Source organism: Actinomadura sp. KC216, assembly GCF_004348535.1.
Lineage (GTDB): Bacteria > Actinomycetota > Actinomycetes > Streptosporangiales > Streptosporangiaceae > Spirillospora.
Genome location: NZ_SMJX01000444.1, coordinates 1 through 5422 on the forward strand (window position 1 = coordinate 1; position 5422 = coordinate 5422).

Sequence of the window (5422 nt, forward strand, 5' to 3'; positions counted from 1 at the left end):
ACTTATCGCCGCCCTGCTCGTGAGGCGGTCGCGTGGTCGGGCTAGCTGGTGGCGCGTGCCGGGCTTTGAGGGTGTAGGTGATCTCGACGCGGCGGTTGCGCGTTCGCCCGGATGGGTCATCGCTGCCGTCCGCGTGGGTCTCGGCGGCGATCGGCGCGCGCTCGCCCTTGCCGCTGACTTCGAACCGGAAGCCGCGGGCCGCCAGCTCGCCGAGCGCCTCTCGTACGGTGCGAGCCCGTTGAACCGACAGGCGCTGGTTGTAGTCGGCGGGGCCATGCGCGTCCGTGTGGCCGACGATGCTGATCGGCTGTGCTGGGTCGGCATCGGTTCCGATGTCGCGGGTTGTTTGAGCTAGAGCCTCCTTGACGGACGCGGACATTTGCGCGGAGCCGAACGCGAATCGCACCGTGACTTGATGTCTCCGCGGGCGGGTGGCCTGCTGGCCTGGCGCGGCACCCTGGTTCAAGGATCCGACACGGTCGGTGAGGCTGGAGAGCGGATCGGGCTGGGCCTCCACTGCACTGCCGAAGTTGCTGGTTGCTGGGAGGAACTGCGCGTGTGGGGGCGGAGCCGCAGCGGCCACGTTGTGAGGCACGGCGGGCAGTGTGCTTGCTCGGCTGACAGCGGCGGTCGTTCCGATGACGGCGACACCCAGTGTGGTGACCAAGAGGGCAGCCAGACGCTGGGGGCCGTCCAGCCCGGGGATGTGCGGCGCGGGTCGGCCGCGCAGCCGGGCACCGGCCTCCAGCAGCAGCAGCGCGATCCAGATCAGCCAAAAACCCCAGGCGATGTAGGTGAGGAAGCCGAGGAACAGCGTTCCGTCGTCGCGCCGGGACAGGGTGGTGAGGATCTCGTCCCAGTTGGGGATCCGGTCCGGGATCGGCGACCCGGCGAGCGCAACGAACAGGTACGGCAGGCCGACTGTGACCGCGATCAGTACCAGGGCCGAGCCTATGCCTCGCAAGACTCTGCCGATGCGGCGGCGCCACCGACGTGGCGGGTGGGAGGGAACCATGAAGATCCGTGTGCTGAATTGACTCCTGTGCTTGTGCAGTGGGGAGGTCGTCTCTTTAAGGAAGTAGCACGTAACAGCAGCACACGGCAACGATGGGCCGTTCGTGCTGCTGAGGACGGCCGGGGGTTCGGAATTTCAGCCGCGTTCGGTGAGTTCTCCGGCTTGCAGTGATCGGTTTGGGTGCGGCAGAACCTGCAAACGGGCAGGGGATGCAGGAGTCGGTCGTCCCGGGGCGTTGTGCGATGGCCTCGCTGAAGATCGCAAGAGGCTGTGCAAACCAATCGGGTCCCTCGCCATGGCGACGGCCGCTGAGAGTTGGGCTCGCGCCGGCGTACCGTCGCTGTCTCATGGCAGCTACACCTTCTGGCGAGTAGCCGGCCCGATCAGTTCTACAGGGAGGATGGTGAACCCCCGCAGATTGCTGCCCTGCTCGCGGCGCGGTTTTTCGCTGAGCTCGATCGTTGGATATCGGCGTAGCATGCGGCGAAAGAACTCGGTCACTTCTAGCCGGGCAAGGTGGGATCCGAGGCAGTAGTGGATGCCGCTGCCGAAGGACAAGGGAGGAGCTTGGGTGCGATTGATGTTGAACTGGTCAGGGTCGGTGAATTGCTCCGGGTCACGGTTGGCTGCGGCGAGGAGGGCGATGACGAATTGGCCGGGTACCAGTTCGATGTCAGCTAGCGTGCACGGCTGAAGGACGGTACGCGGGTTGAGGTGGGCGGGCGGCTCAAAGCGCAGTATCTCCTCGATCGCGCGGGGCATCAGGTCGGGGTTCGAACGGAGTAGTTCGAGTTGGTCAGGGTGGGTGAGCAGGGTATGCAGGCCGTTACCGAGCAGTTTGGCGGTGGTCTCCAGCCCGGCTCCAAGGAGCAAGATCGCGGTGGCGACCATCTCGGTGTCGGTCAGGGCTTCGTCATCTCGGGCCGCGGCGAGCCGTGTGAGCAGGTCGTCCTCGTGTTGGCGGCGTTTGTGGGTGAGCAGGCGGGTGAAGTAGTCGGCCAGTTCGGCTTCCGCCTCGGCAGCCCTGCCAAGAATGGCGGGATCGGTGAAGGGTTCGAAGACCTTCATGGCTTGGGCCACCAAGGTGGCGAGCCGTGGCCGGTCAGCGGAGGGTACGCCCAGCAGCTCGCCGATCACTTGGGTGGGGAGTGGGAAGGCGACGGTGCTGATGAAGTTTCCGCCTGGCTGTTGGGCCAGTTGCTCCAAGAGCTGGTCGCTGTGCCTGCCGATCGTTGCTGTCAGGGCCCCGACGTGGCGGTGTGTGAAGGCGGAGCTGACCAGTCGGCGCAGCCGGGTGTGGTGGGGCGGGTTGGCGAACACCATGGTGTGCCGCCAGCGGCTCATCAAGGCTTGGGCCTTGTCCTGCGGTAGGTGCTTGAGGTGGGCAACGCTCTCGTCGCCTCGTCCAAGGGCTCGGTGGCGCAGGGCAGCTTCGACGTCGGTGTAGCGGGATAGAACGATCCAGCCCGAGCCGGTGCGAAGGATGGGCGCCTTGTCTCGTAGTTGCCGGTACAGGGCGAACGGATCCACATCGGGATCACCGGCCAGGATCTGACGTAGCAGGTGCGTGGGTTCACCGGAGGTAGCCGGCGAGGTATGAGGTTCTTCCACGGTGCTTTCCGATCGCGTCGGCACGTCGAAGGGACTGTGCGATACGCCGTGCTCGTGTTGTCGTTATGGGTCAGCGAGGGGGGCGATCACTGGAAGACGACGCGCATAACGGTTCTGCTCCGCGTTGATGTCGACCATGGCTTCGGCCATGTCTTGAGTGATCAAGTCGTCGCGGACGAAGACAGTGTGCACCGTGTCCTGGAGATCGAGCACGGCTGGCTGTAGCGGTGCGGGCATCTGTTCCGGCGGGAGCCGGTGCATTCTGATCTCGGGTCTCGGCTCGGTCGGGGTGGTGAGCGAGATAGTTGTTTGGGTGTAGCGGTTGGCTAATGCCTCGAACTCGCGGGCGAGTTCCTCAGAGATCTTGTCTGCGCGGCAGTAGTAGATCCAGCCCGCAAGAGTCCGGTGAACTAAGACAGGGCCGAGCCTGTCGTCCATTTCCTCCGGATCCACCCTGACGAATCGCGACGGGATGGTCACTTCATTCCCCTACGGCTTAGCGAACTCCCGGGTTTCTGTCGATCAGAATCATTGGATAGTTGTTGCACCTCCCTCTGGCGCATGGGGTTCGAGCGTAACTCACCTAGCTCGGAGGTGCCCCAGTGTCCGCGCCATCAGAGGACTCATTCAGGCGCCGAGTCTGGCGACGTACGAACTCCTCCGCCATTCTGCGGAGCATGCGCTTGTCCTCATCTGGCAGGTCTCGCGCCAGGCGGAACAGGATCCATTCATCCGAGCCGAGCCTGACCTCGCTGATCTCATATTCCAGCCACTGGCGCGCGGCCAGAGTCTTCACCAGCTCTTCGGGGACTTCCATGGCGGCGGCCAGGGCGCGCATCTGCCAGGGCTCCGGGGCCTTGGCCACCTGCCCGGCCGCCAACTTGCTGATCCACTGAAAGCCGAGCGTCTGCCCGCTCTCAGGGTCGGTGGCAAGCACAGCCATGCGTCGATAGCTGAGTCCAGAAGCGTTGTGCTCGCGGACGAACTCGCTGAGCGCCAGTTGCCGCGGTTCGGGTGTCGTTGCCACGCACCTCTCCTCACCGCCAGTCCCTCTTTACAACCCTACCCGACAGTGTCTTACTATCTCGACAGATCGTCCCAGTTTTGCGACAGAGGACGGAGATCATGAGACGACGCGACAGTCGAGCTCACAGAGAGCGGAGCCCGAACACCTCGCCTGCTCACACACCTTCCCCTCACCATGCGCTCCTGTTCACTGCGCTTCTGATCAGTGCGTGCGGCGGCAACGATGATCCGGTGACGCTGCCCTCCAGCCAGCCTCCCAGCCCACCAATGGCATCGACAACGGTCCAGGACGCGGTCAAACACAGCTACAGCCAGTACTGGGTGGTGCTCCCCCAGGCGGAACAGGCCACCAGCCCGCAGCATCGCCGTCAGCTCCTCAGGCAATACGCAGCTCAGCCGCTCCTCGACGACGTGCTCAGCAATATTGAAAAGCTCCACGCCCAGAATCTGACCTCCATCGGGAACATCGTCGTCCGCATCGAAAAATTGCAGGTCGAAGGGAGCCAGGCGACGGTGTGGGATTGCCAGGACAGCACGAATGCGCAGCTGAAGAACTCCCGCACGGGGAAGATCACCAGTCGCGGGACACCGAACGATCATCTACGAGCAACCCTTGCGCGAGGATCTGATCGGCAATGGCGTATCACTCGCATCTCTCCACTAGGACGCTGCTAGGACATCCGATATCGATCACGGCCACAAGCCTGGTTGTCGCGATGACCTGCGCCGTAACACCTGCGGGGGCTTTGGCCCGGCAGGACCCGATTCCGCCAGAGCCTTATCCGTGGGGCTATGGCTACGGCGCCCAGAAGCCCGGCCACGGCGGCAACTCCCGCGGTGGCGACGGTGGCAACAGAGCGCCAGCTCCGCCCACGGGTGGCGGCCAGGGTGATGGCGACGCTGGTCCCGTGGACATCTGTGGTGCGTGGCGGTTCGGAACCGACGCATGCGGTCCCTTCACCCTCCCCGGCGACACCGACGCCGACAGCGTTCCTGTCCCGACCGCGTCACCTGTTCAGTTGGCCCAGCAGGCGTGGGGCCGGCTTCCGATTCCCGAGCCCGAAGTGCGGACCGCACCGCCACGTGGATCGGAGGGGCTGGTGGGATTGCCGGAGTGGTTCTGGGTGTCCAACTGGACCACCCACACCGATCGAGTGTCGGCCGGCGGTGTCTGGGCCCAGGTCACAGCACGACCGACAACCTTGACGATCAATCCAGGTTCGGGGCTGCCGTCGGTGACTTGTAGCGGCGCCGGCCAGGCCTATGCCCCTGGACACCCCGCTCACACGCAGCGTTCAGAGTGCTCCTACACCTATCAGCGTTCGTCGGCGGGTCTGCCGGGGTCGGCCTATCAGGTGACGGTCACCGTGACCTGGGGTGGGACCTGGGTCGGATCCGGCGGGGCCGGGGGCGCGCTGCCAGCTTTGTCGCGGTCGGCGACCTTCCCGTTGCGGATCGCCGAGGGCCAGGCGGTCACAGGAGGTCGATGATGGCGCACAAATCCCGAACCCCCCACGTCCAAGAGTTCTCCCCGACGTCCGGTCCTGACGGCCACCAATCGCGCAACCGCGATCCGCTGCCTCCCCTTCCGCGCCAGCGGCGGCGTCGGTTGATCGTCATCGGCATGCTGCTGATGTTGACCGGGGCGCTGTCGGCTGCCTACCTGTACACCGGGATTGGCGATCGACCATCGGTGGTGATGATCACCCGTGATGTGCCGGTCGGCTCCCGAATCGATGCCTCGGACGTGGCGACCACTCAGGTGGACGC

General features: G+C 65.0%; 6 protein-coding genes and 1 pseudogene. 2 read left to right on the plus strand and 5 right to left on the minus strand.

Annotated elements, in window-relative coordinates; translation table 11 throughout:
* The 4 genes from E1264_RS39565 to E1264_RS39580 all read right to left on the minus strand — a co-directional run.
* Positions 1-964, minus strand: a 964-nt coding sequence (locus tag E1264_RS39565; protein ID WP_165964621.1) for an OmpA family protein, incomplete at its 3' end; no start/stop codon positions are given.
* Between the two features lie 405 nt (positions 965-1369).
* Entirely contained in the window at positions 1370-2650 is a 1281-nt protein-coding gene (locus tag E1264_RS39570; protein WP_132182215.1) for a cytochrome P450, read from the minus strand.
* Between the two features lie 39 nt (positions 2651-2689).
* Positions 2690-3106 (minus strand): hypothetical protein, encoded by a 417-nt coding sequence (locus E1264_RS39575; protein ID WP_132182217.1) that lies wholly within the window; start codon positions 3104-3106, stop codon positions 2690-2692.
* Between the two features lie 103 nt (positions 3107-3209).
* Positions 3210-3653 carry a hypothetical protein gene (locus tag E1264_RS39580; RefSeq protein WP_132182219.1) on the minus strand — a complete coding sequence of 148 codons (444 nt, stop codon included), beginning with the start codon at positions 3651-3653 and terminating at the stop codon, positions 3210-3212.
* Positions 3654-3883: 230 nt separating this feature from the next.
* Here E1264_RS39580 and E1264_RS39585 point away from each other — a divergent pair, with 230 nt between their 5' ends.
* Complete coding sequence (locus E1264_RS39585; protein WP_132182221.1) at positions 3884-4327, plus strand: hypothetical protein; 444 nt, start codon at positions 3884-3886, stop codon at positions 4325-4327.
* A 676-nt stretch (positions 4328-5003) separates the two neighbouring features.
* Here E1264_RS39585 and E1264_RS46130 read toward each other — a convergent pair.
* Entirely contained in the window at positions 5004-5129 is a 126-nt protein-coding gene (locus E1264_RS46130) for a hypothetical protein (protein WP_279492128.1), read from the minus strand.
* A gap of 9 nt (positions 5130-5138) precedes the next feature.
* On the opposite strand from E1264_RS46130, the pseudogene E1264_RS39590 reads away from it, so the two are divergent.
* Positions 5139-5422: pseudogene (locus tag E1264_RS39590) on the plus strand (hypothetical protein); the annotation flags it as partial.